Here is a 16,259-nt window from a genome sequence, read left to right on the forward strand (position 1 = left end):
ATTTAGCAAAACAAACCCAGAAGATGCGATCCGGATGAAAATGCAGGATCCTGAACTTGTTTTACTCCTAAACAACTCGGCATCGGCACAGCTCAAAGCGGATGCACTCTCCGGCTCTTTCCCTGACAAAGCTCCTACAGAGCAAGAGAGAGCTGAAGCACAGCGAAGAGCTCGCGTTCAAGAGATCTTTGATCAGAAGCCTTTCGGCGGTAACGGTCGCCCAATGAACATGAGTCTGTGCTTGGAGCTGGCCAAGCTTGACCCTGCCCTGCATGCACAACTTGAAGCTAATTTCAGACAATCAGGGCCTAGCGAAGATGAACTCTTGGTTCAGCAAGCTCAGCGGAAAGCAGCCCATGAAAGAGCTCGGCATGAATCTCAATTAAAGGGTGTGCAGTTGGCACAGGCCGAGACCATGCGCCGGAGGTTCCGTTGAGCGTCACTTATCGCGGCGATGTACTCGAGCTGCACGGTTCAACGTGGGATCTCCCCGAGGGGATGCCCATCGAGAAGGCAGCCAGCTGGATCGAAGACCAGTGGATCAAAAGCGAGATGGAGCAGGCCACAGCAGAGCTCGAGGCCGAGGCCTCTGCCGCTGTGGTGATTGAGGAGCCAGAACCTGAGGCCGAGCCGCAACCGGAGCCAGAGGCCGCACCCCCGGTACCGGCATCGATTGGCGCTGCTGATGCGATCGCTATTCACACCGCTCTCAGCAAGAGCCGCGATGAGGCCAGGAACGCTGCATGTGAAAACCAGAAGATCCTCAGCGAGATCCGCGAGGCCCAGGCCAGCGTGGCTTCAGAGAAGGCCGAGATCATTCGGCTCACAAAGACAAACCAGCGGCTGATGAATGAAGCGTTTGGCTCCTATGCCAAGCGACTGAAGGAAGCACAGGTTGAGCTCGAGATGCTGCACCACAAGATCGCGGAGCTCAAACAGACAAGTGGTGGGCGCGCGCCCTGAGGCGTCAGTGACCCTCTCTGTGGTCCACCACGGTCGGCCTTGTGGGGGCACTTGGCCGGCCACCCCAATCACAACAGCGACATGCAAGATCCCAGAGATTCGAGAAATCCCCCGATTAGGTGATGTCTTGATGCCTACCCCTGGCGCATTCTCAACAGATGTGTTCTTAGTCGTCTGGAGGCCCACATTTGAATTTCAAGCAACCGCTTCTGCTGGTCGGATCACTTGTAGTGATTGGAGGAGCTTCTGCTCTCGTTGCGTGCGATTCCAACTCCGTAAAAGACCCGATCCAGAAGAAATCTGGTCTCAAGGCAGCCACAACCAAAACACCAGCTGTGAAAAAGGAAGCGCCATATCAAGCACCAATCTCTGAATACGCCACAAAGCCCTACACAGCAGCAGGCGGCTACGAAAAAACCGTCGCCAAGTACGGCCCACGATTGGGCGAGCTGCAGGCATATAGGGAGAAGGCAGCTGATGTTGCCAGCCGAGACCGCTCCTGTGATTCGGTCATCGCCGCTGAAATCTCCTCGATGCGTGGTGGTCTTAACGACATGCATTTTTGGGTTGATTGCGAAAACGGCACCCGCTTCCGCTTCAGCGAAAGTGAGCTCAATCAAGCGAATGTCGTCGCTGTCTCTGAAGCCGACAAGGTGATCAGCGAAGACCTGGCCGTAGATCGCTGCGAGGAGATGATCGCTAACAGCGTCACCCATCCCAGCACTGTCGGCATCAACCGCTTTGCCGGATACAACTACGGGAAGTTTGATCAGACCGGTGCTGCCTCGGTGAATCTGCTGTTCTCCGCGAAAAACAGCTTCGGCACCGAGTTGAAATTCAACGCCCGGTGCACCTTCCAATCAGACGGATCCGGTGAGATCACCATTAAGGAGCGGACCAGCTGATGCCGCGTTTTTAGAACCCAGTGAACGGCCACATTGTTCATGTCGACACAACAATGGTCTGGCTCGGCGCACTCCTGTTTGGCCCGATCTTCTTCCTGTGTATTGGAGAGATCGGCCACGGTTTGGCCAACTTCCTCCTCGGCCTTGCTTTGTGGGCCGTTTTCCTGGGCTGGATTGTTTGGATCGTCTGGGCCATCGCCGCGCCCGGAATTGTTCGCCAAAAGTGGCTGAGCAAGGGTTACCGGGAAATGGATGCCGCAGAGCCTTCTAACTACAGAGGTCCATCAAATAAGGCAAGTTGACGTTCTATCCGCGACTCATCTAGTCGAGCTCGTTAACCCAAAGCTCTCAGGATTAACTCCCAGGAGCGATCTCCCAGAAATGGGAATAACTCGGCCGGTTCCATTCATCGTTTCGGCCGTAGCGATGGCTTCGCTCAACAGCGGAGTGCTTCAGGTTCCACTGGCGCCACCAGGTGAAGGGATGGCCCAACAGCTCGAGCTCATCACGATGGACGCTGGTGGTCATCTCCAGCTGTGGCTGATGGGGATCCTTTGTCAGGTAGTGGATCCGAATCCAGGCCTGGGCCCCTGAGATCTCCTGCACCAACCCATCGAGACAAACCTCTCCGATATCGGTCCTGGTGGAGGGGTCGATCTTCCGGCTCGCAACAGCGCTGATCAACACACAGCGATTGGGTTCAATCTCTCCCCAGGCCTCCTGGTGGGACTCTTCGCGGAGCCGGTCTTGCTCGGCCTGCTGGCGTGATGACTCCGCAAGGTTGGCGATCACGGCACGGGTAGCGGCCTTGCCCTCCTCAAACTCCTCCCGGCTCCCGTAGTGGCGGCCGTTAAGTGGATCGAAAAACATCAAATTCCCCCGACTGGGTGATGTGTTGACGGCACCACATCAGGAAAAGTTGGCAAAGAGTCGAAAAGCTGATGAAAGCCCTTGCAGCAACATGTTTTGCCGCCACAAGCTGCATTGCCTTTGTGATGGACGCTCATCCTGCAATTGCAGGTTGTGAGATGAAATATTCCGGTTCCTCTATGTATCAGATTTGTCGAATGGGAAGCTCTGTCGAAATGGTTGGTTACGACCACAGCACGGGCAGTAATTGGTGGCAGAGCTGTACTGGAGTTGGAACAAATTTCACGACTTGCACTGGCCAAGGTGCAGACGGAACTCCATGGGGATGCCAGTGGTCGATGGGCATGAGGACATGCTGGTAATCGCATTCACCACACCCTCACGTCGGTCTGGCCTGTGATCCACTTGGCGTTGCTCCAGACCACGGCATAACGGCCGGCATCACAGGCGTGATCGACCTGACCAGAGGCGATCCGCTCGACATTGTTCGGATCTCGGGAAAGGCTCGGCACCGTCGCTTCCCAGGCCGCGCACCGGGTGGACCACGTGAGCCATGGAGCGGTGAAGTTCTTGCGGGTGCTCGAGAGCCGGCTCTTCAGAGCTCCGAGGCCCGACTCCATGGTTGCCGTGTTCTTGCCGACAGGCTGCAGCGGCACCCCGGCCATCTTGAAGTCACCTGCAACGCTGCCGTTCGGGGAGCCGTTCCTGGCGAACACCGCGTCATCACACAGGATCTTGATTTGCCGAGGCCTGAGGCCCCAGCGCTCAAGCCACTCGCGGAGGGCCTCAGCCTGCTCCTGATTGGTGAGCATGGATCCCTGAGACCACTGTCTGCCACTGCGATCTCGGCTGCAGGTATAGAGCTCATCCGCGAGATGGATGCTGCCCAGTGGAGTGTCTAGGCCTGGCGGCCGAGGGACGCACAGATACCAGGCGCTGGGTGCGCTCATTCCCCAGTCGCCGACCACGAACGGCCGGGGCATGTGTTCGGAGAGTTGATATCCCGAGGGGAGCTCATGGCGGCATCGGCGGGGACTCCACACAGGGCCAAAGGCCGAGCCCCCGGCCAGATCACCCCACTTGCCTTCGAGCAGAGCTGCGAGCACGTCGGGATCGTCGTGCGCCATCAGCTGGACTTCGCGGCGGTAGGCCTCAAAGTCGAGATGAGGGTTCACCGTCGCGTTTGCGGTCAGGCTGATCACGAACCGCTGGTAGTGATCCGAAAAGAAGCGCTGCGGCTTCATGTGGGTCAGCTCGAACGGGAGCGGATCCACAAACCTGGCCTTCAGTGCGGCATGGGCTGGGCCGCCGGGGTTGGCGAGCACAATCATTCGCCGCGGGACTGTTGGCGAGCCCCGCAAAACGCCCGCAAGCTCATCCGTGAACTCCAGGATGGTTGGCGTGGCACCGGCCTCATCCACGATGATCGTGCTCTTCGATCGGCCTTGGAGGCGGGTCATCGCTCGGACCTGCTCCATCGGTGAGCTCGCCGAATAGGCCAACTCGACGGTGCCGAATGGTGCGTCCCTTCCACCCAGGCGAAAGACTGAATCAGCAGTCGAGTATTTGGTTCCGGGGAACACCGCCGACAAGTATTTGAGCAGGTCTGCCTGAATCTCAAGCAAGGCCTGATATGAACTTCGGATGATCAGACAGGCATAGTCTTCCTTGAGCAAACTGGCGTCGCGAGCCACAAGGAATTTCACGCCCGCGGACTTGCCGGGGCCCTTGCCGGTGCCGGCGAACAGATGCTCATCAAGCGGTGCTTTGAGCAACAATTCCTGAAATGGATTAGGGGTCTGGAGCTCCATCACTTCACCACCAGCGCTAGGCCTCTGGCGATCAGCTTTGAGAGGCTGATTCCCTGGCTCGCGGCCTCTGCCTTGGCCTTTCGATGGAGTGGTTCAGGCAGACGGATTGACGTGAGCTTTATCTCCTGCATTTCGGCCATGGGGTGATGCTTTTAATGCAGTTTAGGAAGCCCTTAAAAGCTAAAAATTCAGACGGGGTAGGCCTCTGAGAGCTGATATCAATTCAACCCCTGCCCCTCCCGGAACACCTTTAATCGAAGGTATTTAACACTTAGAGGATTAGCTCTTAAATATTAAAAATTGGAAATCACTATCTGCAAGTTTCGGGTACCAATTCCGCTTGATAAATTGTCACACTGCCCCCTTTTTCGTGAGCTTGTGAGTTAAAATAAAGGAGTGAAAAATTCTTACACTCTTTTTCACAAATTCAGTCAGTCGATATCAGCAACTGACTGAAGACAAGTCAACTTTAATCTTAAAACAAAATGACACTTTTTCCGCCTGCAATTGTGGAGAGATACCACGTGCGATTCCGCGGATTCGCTGATGTGGAGGCCGCGTGATGGCAGGAGGCGCCAAAACGGCCAAGCAGCGTGATGCCGCTCTCGAGGCGGCCGCGCGGTTGCTCGATATGGGCTCGCCCGGATCGATCGTGGCCATGACGCTTCAGCGTCAACACGGATATTCACGGGCCCAGGCCTTCCGGATTGTGAAGGCAGCCAATGAGCAGCGCGGTAGTGAGGGCATCAGCGCTCGGCCGACTGCTTCAGAGATGGTCGGCATGACTCAGCAAGCGTTGGCCGGAGCATTGGCCGAGGCCTCTGAAGCAGGCGATTGGCAGTCGATCGTGAAACTCAGCCGCGAACTGCGCGAGGCGTTGAAAGCGAACGGCTCCATCACGACGGTTGCTGGGCCTGAGCCGGACGCGGCCGTTGACACCGTGATGGCCGTGAAGGCTGCTCACACGCGCGAGCAATGAGACCAGTCTCATCCCAAAAACCAGTCCACCACTGAAGCAAGAATTTTTCAGTCTCATCCGCTGAAAGGCCATCGGCCATCAGCGGCATCCTTGTGCCCTTTTTGCTGACTTGACGTTTTGAACGAGGCCCCAGCCGGCCTCAACTGCCAGTCACACCAGGGCACTTGCCATTTCAAACCAAACAGCAAGTCAGTCATGCCCAAAACCAATGGCGCCGGCCAGGCCACGACCATCACGCCGGAACAGATGAACACCCTGCTCATGGCCGCTCCCACCCCTGAGTGGCGGTTCGCCTGGCAGGTGATGAGGTTCACCGGCTCACGCGTCACGGAGACGCTCAGGCTGAGCTGGGGTGCGATCCACTCAGACCGGATTGTCTTCATCAAAAGCACCACCAAGACCAGGACCACCCGCGAACCGCGGATCGGCGACCGTTTGGCCGCAGAGGTTGAGCGCTATCGCGGTCACTGGATCAAACGGCATGGCCGGGAGCCGCGGCCACGGGATCTCGTGTTCCCCGGACGGTTTGGCCTGGGCGAGCCATTAACTCGCCAGGCCTGTGACTTGGCCCTCCGGCAGGCATGCCAGACCGCAGGCCTTCCGAGCGGCATGAGCCTGCATAGTTTCAGGCGATCGCTGGCCACAACGATGGTTCAATCCGGGGCTTCGCTCATGACGGTGAGCCGTTTCACAGGACATGCGAGCCTCGGGCAGCTCCGGCGGTATGTGGATGTGAGCCCCAACGACGAGATGAGCGCTCTCGAGGCGATCGGAGGGTGATTCAGGCTGCTGCTGGTTCAGGGCCCCCTGAGGGGCTCTCAACGGGCTCTGAAGCCACATCCACTGGCTCTGGAGCCGGTGACATGAATGCCTCGGCTGAAGGCGCCGGCAATGTGACCTGGATGGCAGTAGTGGCAGCGCCCGCGGCGTCAATGCCCCCATCCATCAGGCCCATAAGCTTCGCCATCCTTTCCACGCAACGGCCGCTCTCTGATACAGCTCGAGGATCAATGCCATTCCTCACTTGCTGCTGGAGCAGTTGGCCATCAGCGCCCAACGTTGTGACCACCACGCCAGCCTCCGCCTGACGCTCAATGTCTTTCAGGAGCATGCCGGCGAGACCCCGCAGAATCTCGAGACATTCGCCTTTCACAACCTCAGCTGTGTTCTCCGGCAGATCGCCCCAGGCGGAGCATGCCCACTGAAAATCACGGCTTGCGGCGGATTGAGTGATGTCAAGCCGACGAGCGATATCCCTCAGGCTGTATCCATGCGCTTTGAGCTTGAAAACCTCTTTCCTTCTCTCAACTAACGCTGATTGCTTCCCATATTCACGTTTTTGAAGCGAAATTGAGTCGGCCATAAACACACAATAACGCCTGCAATTGTGCTTGCAGTTTGAGTTAACGAACGAAAGCGAATCGCCTGAGACCTAGGGGAGGAGCAGAGCGGCGAGGGACTGGGTAAGAATCGCCGCGGCCGTAGTACTTGCAGAGAGCTTTCATCCAAGCTTCGGGTGATGGATAGTCACGTGGCTGTGGAGGCATAGGTGCGAACTAGATACTTTTCAAGCTAAGTGGACCGAGCGAAGCGAGGGCCACGGCGGCACACCACAAGCGAACCGAAAAACACACGCCCCCTTACCCTGCAATTGTCTTTTTCCTCCAAACCCCTTGCTATGACTGACTTACACCTTCATTTGTAGTACAATTGTCCAGCATTGTATAGAAGGGTTCTTATACAACCATGGACAATTGTAGTACTTCAGCAACCCCAACTCAGTCACACCAACCGATCTCAGCGAAAAAGACAATTGCACCCCAACCCGAGGCCAGGGCCTCAGCCAGAGGACTAAGCCACAAGTGCATTCACAGGGGTGTCAGTAACACTTAGATCGGATTGATTAGGTGTCATTCTCCTCACTGTGCGTTCAGCCAAGCGCTCCAACTCCCCGATCGTGATCCCTTGCTTCCGAGCAGCTCTCCGGAAAGCCGAATAAGACACCCCAGCCAACTTGCACAACTCCTCCTGCCTCGAGGGCAGGGCCTCTGAGGATTGGATCAATTTCACAATGGTTCGGAGCACAGACTCCAAGGCCTGGTCCTCTGCGGTCTTCACTCCACCACCCATCACCTCGGTGGCTCTCACCGGCCGAGGCCGAGTCCATTTGTTCTGATCGCAGAGTGCAGAGAGATCGGCATCACCGAGCATCCAGAGCTCTAGCGATTCACCTTCCCTCAACCCTTCCCGAAGACGGCCGCGGGCCTGAACGAACTCAATACCTACCCGGTGGTTGAGGTGGGTTTGAAAACCTCTCGAGGCCGAGTCCCCAGCGCCAGGCCCACCCCTCAATTCATTCTCAGCAGCAAGGCTGTTCAGGTTGCTGATCGGCATCCCGACCAGGAGCAGGGCCCGAGCCTTTGAGAAGTAGTTACCTCCTCGAGCGGCCACTGTGAGCCAGGGTTGCTCATCGGAGCGATCACTCCGGCAGAAAGGCTTGTGATCAATCACGCCGATCTGTTCCGGGGCGAGGCCCCTGGCGAGCTGACGCTCCCTCCATGAATCCACAAACTCATTTCTTTTCCTGGTGAGCTCCGTTCGGCGGCTCCGGCCCATCGAGCCCAAGCAGGGCACTTGGGACATCAGGACCTCAGCGCCAGAGGCCCCGGTGTTTTGGCTCTGAGGCCCAGGCCTCTGCTTGATCACCTGGGCAACGGCCCGCGGGTCATCTCCTGTGGCGGGGAGCCTGAGCATGCCGAGCAGGTCCTCAGGCCTTTCGGTTGCATCGAGGATCACGGTGGTGGCCGCCATCCGGATGGCATTTCTGAACTCCGGTCGCCGGCGTGAGAGCTCAAGCACTCTCTGATCCTTTCCATCGATCGTGTTTTTGCTGACCTTCAGGGTGTGGCCATCACTTCCCATGAGCCGAGGCATCACCGCTCGCAGTAAGTCAGGGAGCAGCGGCATGGCCACCTGATTGATGCGCTTCGCCTGTTGCTCTGCGGTTTGAGCTCCCAGGGCCCACACCATTGGGCGTTTTGTGTCCGGAGCGAAAAGCCATCGTGGTGGCAACTGCACACCTCCGTCCTCGGTGCCGTAAGCCGCTGCGATCGCCTCAAGGGCCTTCACCACCAGGGGATGACTTCTGCATTGGTTGGGATCCTCGCCATGGTCGCGGCGCCAGGCCTCACCCTTCTTTTGGACGGGCGGATCGAGCAGGCGAACGAGGCTGCAGACCAGACCATGAGCAAGTTCCTGGTCCCTGGGATCCCAGAACCACTCGCGGGTCACATCACCAATCCTGCAGAGATCTTCACGGGTGATGGTGATGGTTTGCCACACCGCATCGGGCAGCTGGTCTGACTCGTCGATCACAACCGTGCTGTTCTGAAGATGGCCGGCGCCATAGCTCGACAAACCAACCAAACCCTGTGTGCTCGTGGTCAGCCTCTGAACCCAATCCTTTCTGGTGGACTTCGGGCGACAGGTCTCCTCGACAACCCGCTCCATCTCGTGTTTCCACTGGCAGCTGCCATCACCGCCAACATTCGCCCCGTCCTCCGTCCGTTGAGGGCGGAACGGGCACTCGTCGTTGCACCACTTCTGAATCCCATCCAGCTCATGACCACGGCTCAGCACCTGGGCGAAGCGGTGGGCATAACTGCAGTTGGCCTGCTCAGCCAGCGTCTCCGGAGGTGTGTCCTCTGAGGCCCTGATCAGACGCACTGAACCGTCCGGGGTCTGCACGCTCTCCAGGCCGCCATGCCTCGCTGGGATCTGATGCCAGCTCTTCAGCTCCTCGACCGGCGGGCACCGATAGTTGCTGCTCACAAAGACGATTCCGCCAGTTCTGGAATCACCGGCCGTGCTCCAGATCGAGCGTGAGGCCTCTGGCTGGGCAATGGTATGTGTCTTTCCACTGCCGGTGCCGCTCGTGTTGATGACCAGCTGGGGGAGAGGCTCATAAGGGAACTCAGCGGCGATCCGCTCTTTCTCAGATATCTGAAATTCCCTGTACTGATCTTCGTCTTCGTCGTTTAGTTGGCCGATGCGAAGCACATCCTCAGCGCACTCAACCCATCCCGGCAGCCACTCGTAGTGCCCAAGGTGTTCAGCCAGCAGGAATGCTGAAAGCCAAGCCTTCCTGCATGCCAGGAGCATGGTGGGATCACTGGTCAGCGCATCCGAGTCGAACGGCAGGACCGGGAACTGCTCGAGAGCAGCACAGGCCTTATCAAGATCAGGCTTGTGGCTCAGACACCATTGGCGCCGGCGTTGGGCCTCGGCCTTCTTGTTCCGCTCGATCGCCGCCACGGTGCCCTCCAGCTGCTCACCGGGGTCGAACTCAACAGAGTCGAGCTCTGATTCCATGAGCTCAGGCCGGGTGTTGAACCTCCTTCGCCTGTTGGCATTGCCGTGCCGGCGGATGTGATCTTCCTGGCGATCGGCCTCAGCGCTGAAGGCCAGTCCCTTGGTGATCCGCTCGCGCACCTCCTCAGGAGTCTTCACCTGATGGGCCCACCACTCGATGGGTTGGGCCTTGACCAAACAATCGCTGAACGACCACGGATCCAGCTCATCAGGATCAGAGCCGGCATAAAACACCAGGTCAGGACCCTGACGAACCTGCTTCTTTTTCTTGCCGATGCCTGAGCCCTCTGGCTCCCATGGTCGGGCGGAAGCCACAACAGGCTGGTGACCGGCATGGACGAGCACAGCGACGGTCTTCGCCATGGCCATGGCCACATTGGGATTCACCAGCCAGCCGGCATCGGCGAACAGAACGATCCGCCCACCAGGCGCGAGCAGCTCACAAGCAGCCAGCAGCTGGGCCTGGGCCCCAAAGCCCGACAGGCTGCCGCCACAACCCAGCACCGGGATGCCAAACCTCGCCGTCACCCAAGGTTTGATGCCTTTGCCCTCCACCAGAACGATGGTCTGCCAGCCACTGGCAGGGGCCTCGGCTCGGGGTGGACACCAGTTGATCGGCTGCTCCCCGGTCTCGGGAAGCAACTGCGGGCAAGCCTCGCCCGTGCTCAGCACCTGATAACGGCCGCCACGGTAAGAGTCCTTCCGGAGTTCCCACCCCAGCAGATTCCCACCGGTGTCACGAAGCGGGGCATACAGGCCCGGCGCCGGCCTGAGCAACCAACCCGAATCGGCGCAATAGGCGCCAGGGATCGGCTCATCGAGCTCCACACGCTGGTTTCTCTTTGGAACACTGAAGAACCCAGCGGCCTCCATCTGTTGCCTGATTGGTTCGGTGTCGCCCTCATGGTTGAGACGCTCGGCCATTGCCTGGGCGTGTTTGACCGAGACGCGAAAGCGGCCCTCCTGGGCAAAACGATCCAGCAGCGCAACATGGCGACGGTGCCGATCCTCAACAGTGATCAGCTCCCGAACAGGCTCCTGCGCGGCGGGCTCAACATGAACAACGTCAGAGGCCTTGCGCGGTGGCCGGTCATAGAGCGCCACCAGCCGATCGAAGGGGTTGGTTTGGTAGGCCAGGGCCTTGGGGAACCAAACTGAACCCAAGGCAAATTCAGTGTCCTGAGATGACTTGGTGCAGACCCAATCATCCTGAGAATCTTTTTCGCTGGCGTCTCTTAACGTCCAACAAATGACCCCAGTTCCATCGTCAGTCTGAGCGCACTTGCCGTTGGCCTGGTGACAGATCGGGCATGCCTGTTGTGAGAATCTGAGCCGGCTGGCTGAATCCATTTATATTCAAACGTGTGGAGGTTGGGCCTCTGCAATCCGCCGGGTTTGGGCTAGGGCCTCGGCGAGGGTGAGGATCTGCAGGTTTGGTCACCTGAAGCGGATCCCCCTGTGATCTCACCAAGTGCTGATATCAACGCCCTCCATCGCAGCGCCAAGCCTCAGCCAGCGCCTCACCACTGCACTCTCAGATCTCTTTTCTGTGAGAGCACGTGTGACAATCCCAGCCCGAATGCCTTTTGAAAGCCGCATTGTCAGTGTGGCGACATGCGGAAAAGCGATATCTTTGCGATCACTTGATTCAGGCGTGATCGGCAGATCAGTAGTGCAAGTTGTTTTCAAGAATTTGCAGGTCTGGTCAACGACAATTTAATCAATTTTAGATGTAGTGCATACAAACAGGGCCTCAAGCCAGAGGCCCTGATTTATGCCAGCAGAGTGGAGATTTGCCCTGCTACTTCACACCCAGATAAACGAGGCATTCAGGTCCGATGCCACGCTTTTTGCTCACTTCATCAGTGAGCGGCCGGCGACAGATTGCACATCTGCCCTCCGCGGCTCCATAAGCGCCGAGCATCTCAACGCCCTCCGCCTCGAGCCTGGTCAACCATTGCGCGATGGTCAGGGCCTGTGCAGCTGAGAACCGCGGATGCTGGGGAGGCTCTGAACCTGCATTGGGGTTCTGCCACCAGAGGCCCAGCTGATCGGCGAAGAATGATTCCGGGAACCACCTCATCCGACCTGGCCTGCTGGTGTTTTGCTTGGCTGGGCGGCCGTGCTGGAACCAGCCGCTGTCCGTCAGCCGCCAGACGGGCCGCAACTCCCTGAGCAGGTTGTCCCCTGGAGCTGGCATCTGCAGGCCATGGTTCCGCGGCAGTTGCTGCAGTAGCGGCGGGAGCCACACCAGATCGGCACTCCAAACCAACCAAGCGCTGGTCCCGGAGCCCTTAGGCCCCGGCTTCGGAGTCAGTGGCCCATCGGGGCAGAGGCCCTTGCCGGAGGGGTGCTCCCGACAGATCAACGTGGGGTCGCTCATCGCACCTCCGCGCGAAGAGCATTGGGGATCGCATCAAACAGGTGTTGATAACTGCGCCGCTCATCGAGGTTCCAGCGATGGGGCTTGAAACCCTCTCGCCTGGAAACGGCATCAAACAGAGCCTTGCGGTCCGGGGGAAGGCCTCTGAGCCCCAGCAGGCGGAGCTCCAGAGAAAACGGCTGCTCATCGAAGAGCGCCTCGAGTCGCTTGGCGGTCATTCGTCAAAATGGGGGTGAGGTTTATTGGCCTGCCTGCCCCTCCGGGGGCGGGCTTTTTACTGACCAGAAGAGATGACGACTTCCCGCACTCGGGATGGGTCGGCCAGGTGCCTCTGGCAGGCGGTGACGATCTCGCCGCTGAGGGTTCTGTTCTGCGCTTCCGCCGCGGCCTTCAGCTGACTGAGCAACTCAGGGGGTAGTCGGAAGCTCGTCTGCACCAGTTCTTTGCTCATTGAGAGGGTGTCGGGTTAACTAGGTGCCAACTCACCACACTCCAGCTGGTGGGCTTGCCGGATACTGCCATCCAGGAGTCGCGAGAGCGAGTCAGGGCAGCGCTGCGCAACAGTGGATTTCGCGGCCCTCTCGTGCGGGTGGTGGTGAACCTGGCACCTGCGGACCTGCGCAAGGAAGGTCCCGCCTTCGACCTCCCCATCGCACTGGCCTTGCTTGTGGCGAGTGGACAGCTCGATGCACCTGTTCTCAACGGACTCTGGTGTGCCGGGGAGCTGGGACTGGATGGCAGCATCAGGCCCTGCCGCGGAATCCTGGCCATTGCCTGCCAGGCGGCTGAACAACAGGCCCGCGCCCTTGCCGTGGCGGCAGATGATGCAGCAGAGGCCTCGCTGGTGAAGGGCCTGGTGATCCGCAGCGCCACAACGCTTCGAGAGCTCGTGGAACGTCTTCGCAGTGGCCGAAATGAAGCGCCTCAACGCTGCAGACAGTCAGGAGAAAACGCCATTCAGCAAACCGCTCCAGAACCTGAATCAACCCACAAACTTCTGCGCCTTCCTCGACAAGATCTCGCCCATCAGGGACTTGCCATCGCTGCTGCTGGCGGTCACCACCTGCTGCTGGTAGGTCCACCTGGATGTGGCAAAACCGTTCTGGCCCATCAGTTGCCGTCACTGCTCCCTCCCCTGGACAGGCAGGAAGCCCTGGAAATCACACGCCTGCATTCGATTGCAGGACTCATCCGTGGGAAAGGCCAACTGATCCAGCAACGCCCCTTTCGAAGCCCACACCACAGCGCAACAGCTGCCGCATTGCTTGGAGGAGGTGCCATTCCGCGACCAGGAGAACTCAGCCTTGCCCACGGTGGAGTGCTGTTCCTGGATGAACTGACCGAATTCCCCAGATCGGTGCTCGACCAGCTGCGCCAACCCCTCGAGGAGGGCGTGATCTGGCTGAGTCGAGCGAGGCTGAGCTGTCGTTTCCCCAGCAGAGTGACCCTGGTCGCTGCTGCCAATCCCTGTCCATGCGGGTGGTCAGGAGATCGCCGCTGCATCTGCAGTGAGCTGAAACGTCGGCGTTACTGGGGGCGGCTGTCAGGACCGCTGCTCGACCGGCTGGATCTTCAGTTGAAACTCGAACCAGCGCAGCCCGACAGTTTGCGCCAAAGCATGGCTGAGAACTCTCATCAACAGGATCCGACGTTCAGCGCTGATTCAATCCACCACGCCAGGGAGCGGATGCGTCAGCGCAACCCCCAGGGTGTGACCAATCGGGAACTCAGCGCCGAAGGGCTGCAGCGTCACGGACGGTTTAGGGCAGAAACCATCAGCCACTGGGAGGACGTGATCCGCGCACGACGGTTGAGCATGCGCAGCGGACTCCGTCTGCTGCGAGTAACCAGGACTGTGGCCGACCTCCATGCCAATGAGCAGGTGACCATTGAGAATCTGGCCTCTGCTCTTTGCTTCAGAGCTTTTGACATTGCCGAGCCATGGAGCTGACCGGGGCCCATGCAACATCAGGGTCAGCCCTTCATCGACCTGACCTTGGATCATCGCTGTAGGGCTGTGGTCCGATGGCCGGAGGAACGGTCATCTTCTCTTCTCTGGGATTTCCCATGGCATGGGTGAGTGTTTCCGCCATCCAGGAGCGGAATGCGTTGATCGAGCGACCCATCGTGGTGATTCCTCATCTCTGACTTCAGTCTCGACAGGACTGCGGAGGAAGCCAACAGGCCGAAATACGGGTTTTTCAGCTGTTGCTCAAGAACTCAAACCTCACCCACATCCAACCGATGAGCCATTGAACAACTCATCGGTTGGTGCTGATTCAGCGACGGCGGCGACGCTGCTGTGCCTTGCGCTTGTATTTCTCGATCGGTGTTTCGTGATGACGCAGACGCTTGAGGTCAGCGAAGATTCCCGCTTTGGAGACCTGACGCTTGAAACGACGCAACGCCGATTCGATGCCTTCGTTTTCGCCGACCGTGACCTGAGTCATTCAACAAGCAAGAGATTTCCAGCGCACTAACCTAGCAACTGACCTCAGGGGGTCTGTTCAGTTTCGTTTGGGACAGCCGTCTCAGACGCGCTCCCTGAATCGGACTGCACACCATCGCGGTACACATAGAGATGCCCGAGGGTGCGCTTTCCATATTGACGCCGCATCAGCCGCCAGCCGGGCTCGAGCTTCAGCTGGACAAAATTGTTGCCAAAGCCCCCTGCACGAGCCACCAGCAGGGTGGGCTCCGATGGATTACGCGTTGGAACCGCCATCAACTGAACATCGTTCGCTGACTTGATCACCGACAGGCGATAGCGCGTACCCAGGTCGTCGCCACCGATCCGGAGCGAATAACCATTGCCGTCGATGTAGCGATTACAGATGCCCGTGAAATCAAAGGTTGCCAACAAGGGATCAACCACAGCTGGAGCACTGCCGCTGACCGCATAGCAGGGACGAGCACTCGTGCGTTGCTCATAGATATTCAGCTGGGATCGTTCGCCAGAGCCGATCGGAGCCGCAACCAGAACAAACTTGGTCTCATCCACCTCAGTGGTGGTGAACAAGGAGCCCTGGGCGCGCACCGAGGACATCAGTCCTGTGGCGACAGTGGCACCGAAAACCGAGAGAGCGGCAGCGGCGATCCGGAAACGGGCCATCGAAGCAGAAGAATGTGTCTGGATCGTAAAAGTGCCGAGGCGCTTCGGCTGCCCTGATCAGGCCGGTTTGTTGAGCCGAATCGCAACCAGAAGTGACCCGACGGTGGCGGGAAGCGTCAACCCGAGGATCCAGCGGGTGAGTGTGACGCCGAGATCTGGATCTCCGTAAGCAAGCTCGAACACACTTCCTGTCGCCGCGATCCCGAGCACACAGGCAAGGGCAAGGAACAGCCCTGCGAGGGGTTTCATCGGCATGGGATCAGGGGATGGGGCGCACGTCGGTGGACTGGAAACCGTGATCTTTGAGCTCTTTGAGCAGTCCGCCTTTGTCCGTGACCCGATCGACGAACAGCACACCATTGAGATGATCCATCTCGTGCTGAATACAGCGAGCCATCAGACCATCGGCCTTCATCGTGCGCGGTCGACCCATCTCATCCCGGAAACTCACCTGCACGGCTGTAGGCCTCACCACATCCAGGTAAACCCCTGGAATGCTCAGACAGCCTTCTTCGTAGGTGTCCAACCCTGCGCTGGCAGTAACGATCTCAGGATTGATCAACACAAGGGGAGGCGTGCTCGGTGTTTCCGGATCGAGATCAATCACCAGCAACTGCTTGTCCACCCCCACCTGGGGAGCTGCCAGACCGATGCCACGGGCCGTGTACATGCTGCGCAGCATGTCCCTGGCCAGATCCCTCACCAACTCATCAACCTTGCCGACACGGCGGCCTTGAACCCTGAGAACGTCGTCACCGAGTTTGTGGATGTGAAGCGGAGGGGAATCCAGAGGCTTCTTCGGCACAGCCACTGAAGAACCGGTCTTCTCGGCGGATCGTGCCAACTGGGCGAAGCTCCTGGCCAA

20 protein-coding genes are annotated in these 16,259 nt (G+C 58.7%); 7 read left to right on the top strand and 13 right to left on the bottom strand.

Annotated features, from left to right (window positions below; translation table 11 throughout):
• The first annotated feature begins 34 nt into the window (after nt 1–34).
• The 4 genes from SynBIOSE41_RS15450 to SynBIOSE41_RS15465 all read left to right on the top strand — a co-directional run bounded on the left by SynBIOSE41_RS15450 (nt 35) and on the right by SynBIOSE41_RS15465 (nt 2,170).
• Nucleotides 35–436 carry a hypothetical protein gene (locus SynBIOSE41_RS15450; protein WP_186538774.1) on the top strand — a complete coding sequence of 134 codons (402 nt, stop codon included), beginning with the start codon at nt 35–37 and terminating at the stop codon, nt 434–436.
• On the top strand, nt 433–963 hold the full coding sequence (locus SynBIOSE41_RS15455; RefSeq protein WP_186538776.1) for a hypothetical protein: 531 nt from the start codon (nt 433–435) through the stop codon (nt 961–963). Before SynBIOSE41_RS15450 ends, SynBIOSE41_RS15455 begins: the two co-directional genes overlap by 4 nt.
• A gap of 188 nt (nt 964–1,151) precedes the next feature.
• Nucleotides 1,152–1,868: a hypothetical protein gene (locus tag SynBIOSE41_RS15460; RefSeq protein WP_186538778.1), complete on the top strand. Its 717-nt coding sequence runs from the start codon at nt 1,152–1,154 to the stop codon at nt 1,866–1,868.
• Between the two features lie 20 nt (nt 1,869–1,888).
• The gene (locus SynBIOSE41_RS15465) at nt 1,889–2,170 is read left to right on the top strand and encodes an ECF transporter S component (RefSeq protein WP_255475829.1); all 282 of its coding nucleotides are present in this window, start codon (nt 1,889–1,891) and stop codon (nt 2,168–2,170) included.
• A 52-nt stretch (nt 2,171–2,222) separates the two neighbouring features.
• Here SynBIOSE41_RS15465 and SynBIOSE41_RS15470 read toward each other — a convergent pair whose 3' ends face one another.
• From SynBIOSE41_RS15470 to SynBIOSE41_RS15480, 3 genes are all read right to left on the bottom strand, one after another.
• Complete coding sequence (locus SynBIOSE41_RS15470; protein ID WP_186538779.1) at nt 2,223–2,738, bottom strand: hypothetical protein; 516 nt, start codon at nt 2,736–2,738, stop codon at nt 2,223–2,225.
• A gap of 368 nt (nt 2,739–3,106) precedes the next feature.
• Nucleotides 3,107–4,549, bottom strand: a complete 1,443-nt coding sequence (locus SynBIOSE41_RS15475) for a hypothetical protein (protein WP_186538781.1) — start codon at nt 4,547–4,549, stop codon at nt 3,107–3,109.
• On the bottom strand, nt 4,549–4,689 hold the full coding sequence (locus tag SynBIOSE41_RS15480) for a toxin-antitoxin system HicB family antitoxin (protein WP_186538783.1): 141 nt from the start codon (nt 4,687–4,689) through the stop codon (nt 4,549–4,551). Before SynBIOSE41_RS15480 ends, SynBIOSE41_RS15475 begins: the two co-directional genes overlap by 1 nt.
• Before the next feature lie 422 nt (nt 4,690–5,111).
• Here SynBIOSE41_RS15480 and SynBIOSE41_RS15485 point away from each other — a divergent pair, with 422 nt between their 5' ends.
• Together SynBIOSE41_RS15485 and SynBIOSE41_RS15490 are read left to right on the top strand one after the other, a co-directional pair.
• Complete coding sequence (locus SynBIOSE41_RS15485; protein ID WP_186538785.1) at nt 5,112–5,528, top strand: hypothetical protein; 417 nt, start codon at nt 5,112–5,114, stop codon at nt 5,526–5,528.
• A 195-nt stretch (nt 5,529–5,723) separates the two neighbouring features.
• Nucleotides 5,724–6,308, top strand: a complete 585-nt coding sequence (locus SynBIOSE41_RS15490) for a tyrosine-type recombinase/integrase (protein WP_186538787.1) — start codon at nt 5,724–5,726, stop codon at nt 6,306–6,308.
• Between the two features lies 1 nt (nt 6,309).
• Here SynBIOSE41_RS15490 and SynBIOSE41_RS15495 read toward each other — a convergent pair whose 3' ends face one another.
• The 5 genes from SynBIOSE41_RS15495 to SynBIOSE41_RS15515 all read right to left on the bottom strand — a co-directional run bounded on the left by SynBIOSE41_RS15495 (nt 6,310) and on the right by SynBIOSE41_RS15515 (nt 12,733).
• The gene (locus tag SynBIOSE41_RS15495; protein WP_186538789.1) at nt 6,310–6,891 is read right to left on the bottom strand and encodes a helix-turn-helix domain-containing protein; all 582 of its coding nucleotides are present in this window, start codon (nt 6,889–6,891) and stop codon (nt 6,310–6,312) included.
• 488 nt (nt 6,892–7,379) lie between these two features.
• Complete coding sequence (locus SynBIOSE41_RS15500) at nt 7,380–11,063, bottom strand: hypothetical protein (RefSeq protein ID WP_186538790.1); 3,684 nt, start codon at nt 11,061–11,063, stop codon at nt 7,380–7,382.
• A 637-nt stretch (nt 11,064–11,700) separates the two neighbouring features.
• Nucleotides 11,701–12,282 (bottom strand): DUF6011 domain-containing protein, encoded by a 582-nt coding sequence (locus SynBIOSE41_RS15505; protein ID WP_186538792.1) that lies wholly within the window; start codon nt 12,280–12,282, stop codon nt 11,701–11,703.
• Complete coding sequence (locus tag SynBIOSE41_RS15510) at nt 12,279–12,500, bottom strand: hypothetical protein (protein ID WP_186538794.1); 222 nt, start codon at nt 12,498–12,500, stop codon at nt 12,279–12,281. Before SynBIOSE41_RS15510 ends, SynBIOSE41_RS15505 begins: the two co-directional genes overlap by 4 nt.
• A 56-nt stretch (nt 12,501–12,556) precedes the next feature.
• Nucleotides 12,557–12,733: an Arc family DNA-binding protein gene (locus SynBIOSE41_RS15515; RefSeq protein WP_186538796.1), complete on the bottom strand. Its 177-nt coding sequence runs from the start codon at nt 12,731–12,733 to the stop codon at nt 12,557–12,559.
• A gap of 48 nt (nt 12,734–12,781) precedes the next feature.
• Between SynBIOSE41_RS15515 and SynBIOSE41_RS15520 the strand changes: the two genes are divergently transcribed.
• The gene (locus SynBIOSE41_RS15520) at nt 12,782–14,233 is read left to right on the top strand and encodes a YifB family Mg chelatase-like AAA ATPase (protein ID WP_370594142.1); all 1,452 of its coding nucleotides are present in this window, start codon (nt 12,782–12,784) and stop codon (nt 14,231–14,233) included.
• 31 nt (nt 14,234–14,264) lie between these two features.
• On the opposite strand, the gene SynBIOSE41_RS15525 is transcribed toward SynBIOSE41_RS15520, so the two are convergent.
• The 5 genes from SynBIOSE41_RS15525 to def all read right to left on the bottom strand — a co-directional run bounded on the left by SynBIOSE41_RS15525 (nt 14,265) and on the right by def (nt 16,259).
• The gene (locus tag SynBIOSE41_RS15525; RefSeq protein ID WP_186538798.1) at nt 14,265–14,408 is read right to left on the bottom strand and encodes a hypothetical protein; all 144 of its coding nucleotides are present in this window, start codon (nt 14,406–14,408) and stop codon (nt 14,265–14,267) included.
• 153 nt (nt 14,409–14,561) lie between these two features.
• On the bottom strand, nt 14,562–14,732 hold the full coding sequence (gene rpsU, locus SynBIOSE41_RS15530; RefSeq protein ID WP_006043142.1) for a 30S ribosomal protein S21: 171 nt from the start codon (nt 14,730–14,732) through the stop codon (nt 14,562–14,564).
• 44 nt (nt 14,733–14,776) lie between these two features.
• On the bottom strand, nt 14,777–15,394 hold the full coding sequence (locus SynBIOSE41_RS15535) for a DUF3747 domain-containing protein (protein WP_186538800.1): 618 nt from the start codon (nt 15,392–15,394) through the stop codon (nt 14,777–14,779).
• Nucleotides 15,395–15,451: 57 nt separating this feature from the next.
• Entirely contained in the window at nt 15,452–15,649 is a 198-nt protein-coding gene (locus SynBIOSE41_RS15540) for a hypothetical protein (RefSeq protein ID WP_066910887.1), read from the bottom strand.
• Nucleotides 15,650–15,653: 4 nt separating this feature from the next.
• Nucleotides 15,654–16,259: a peptide deformylase gene (gene def / locus SynBIOSE41_RS15545; protein ID WP_186538802.1), complete on the bottom strand. Its 606-nt coding sequence runs from the start codon at nt 16,257–16,259 to the stop codon at nt 15,654–15,656.

Source organism: Synechococcus sp. BIOS-E4-1, from assembly GCF_014279995.1.
Classification (GTDB): Bacteria; Cyanobacteriota; Cyanobacteriia; order PCC-6307; family Cyanobiaceae; genus Synechococcus_C.